General features: G+C 62.1%; 1 protein-coding gene and 1 pseudogene. Both read left to right on the plus strand.

Annotation, left to right across the window (positions count from 1 at the left end):
- A pseudogene (locus EN955_RS34395) lies at positions 1 to 453 on the plus strand (Ppx/GppA family phosphatase); the annotation flags it as partial.
- Between the two features lie 229 nt (positions 454 to 682).
- Positions 683 to 1,426, plus strand: coding sequence for an RlmE family RNA methyltransferase (locus tag EN955_RS34405; RefSeq protein ID WP_013532288.1), 744 nt, complete (start codon positions 683 to 685; stop codon positions 1,424 to 1,426).
- Positions 1,427 to 1,638 lie beyond the last annotated feature (212 nt).

Genomic DNA, 1,638 nt, shown 5'->3' on the forward strand with positions numbered 1-1,638 from the left:
GTGACGCGCGAGATCTTCGCCGCCATGGTCGATGACGTTGCCGGCCGGCTGGCCAGCTTCGACGGTCGCGATCGGCTGAGCCATCTCAAGGCCAGCCCGAATTTCCATCTGCTGGGCACGTCCGGAACGGTGACGACGCTGGCCGGTGTCCACCTTGAACTCGAGCGCTACGATCGCCGCCGTGTCGACGGGCTGTGGATGGACCGCGACAGCGTCGACCGCATGGTCGAAAGACTGGTTGGCTGGGATTTCCAGCAGCGCTGCGCCAACCCTTGCATCGGTGCCGATCGCGCCGATCTGGTACTGGCCGGCTGTGCTATCCTCGAAGCGATCCGCGCCGTATGGCCGTCCGAGCGGCTGCGCGTCGCCGATCGTGGCCTGCGCGAAGGTATTTTGAGCGAATTGATGGCCGATGATGGCGTCTGGCGCAACGATGGGCGTGGCAGAGCGTGAACAGTCGACCCCCACTCCGTCGAGCTACGCTCGACACCTCTCCCCCGATCGACGGGGGAGAGGAAAGGCGTGAACTTATGCAGGCTGGCTCCCTTCCTCTCCCTCCGGAGGGGGGAGAGGTGGCTCGGCGAAGCCGAGACGGAGTGGGGGAAGCCGTTCACGAAACGCGCAGACGTCGAAAAATGAACACAACTCGACGAGCGAGAAAACCCGGGCCAGAAATCAGGCAATGACCAAGAAACCGGAAAAACCAGGATCCGCCAGCATTCGCGTGCTGAAGACGCGGATCAAGAAGAAGAGCGGGCTGAAGGAATCGTCGCGCCGCTGGCTGCAGCGCCACATCAACGATCCCTATGTCCAGCGCTCCAAGGCTGACGGTTATCGCTCGCGCGCGGCCTATAAGCTGATCGAGATCGACGACAAGCATCATCTGTTGAAACCCGGCATGAAGGTGATCGATCTCGGTGCCGCCCCCGGCGGCTGGTGCCAGGTTGCCGCCGCGCGGACGAAATCGACGGCCGACAAGCCGCATGTCATCGGCATCGATTATCTCGAAATGGACGCCGTGCCCGGCGCACCGGTGCTGCTGATGGATTTCCTCGATCCGCAGGCGCCGCAGAAGCTGGCCGAGGCGCTGGGTGGGGATCCCGATATCGTGTTGTCCGACATGGCGGCACCGACCACCGGCCACAAGCGGACCGACCATATCCGCACCATGCATCTGTGCGAGGTGGCGGCCGATTTCGCGCTCTCCGTCCTGAAACCGGGCGGGCACTTCCTCGCCAAGACTTTCCAGGGCGGCGCCGAAAACGAACTGCTCTCCATGCTCAAGAAGAATTTCCGCTCGGTCCATCACGTCAAGCCGCCGGCGTCGCGGGATGAATCGGTCGAGCTCTATTTGCTGGCCAAGGATTTCAAAGGGCGAGATCTTCCTTCTCCCCTGGGAGAAGGTGTCGCCGAAGGCGACGGATGAGCTCCAGGGAACGCCAACGTTTCACTCCGCTGGAACACCCCTCATCCGTCTTGGCGCTTTCGCGCCGATCCACCTTCTCCCACAGGGGCTAGCGTGCGCACACATTTGCTTCGTGCTGTGGTCAAGCGTGAAGAAGCGACGCCGGAAAATGGCTTGAAGTGTTTGAATCGCATGTGATTCTGTAGCTGCCATTGTTCTGGAGGCTACGACGA

It is taken from the genome of Mesorhizobium sp. M7A.F.Ca.CA.001.04.2.1 (assembly GCF_003998485.1).
Lineage (GTDB): Bacteria > Pseudomonadota > Alphaproteobacteria > Rhizobiales > Rhizobiaceae > Mesorhizobium > Mesorhizobium ciceri.

Excerpts from the sequence above, each read along its gene's own strand:
- EN955_RS34405 (WP_013532288.1), top strand. The coding sequence starts at position 683 with ATGACCAAGAAACCGGAAAAACCAGGATCCGCCAGCATTCGCGTGCTG.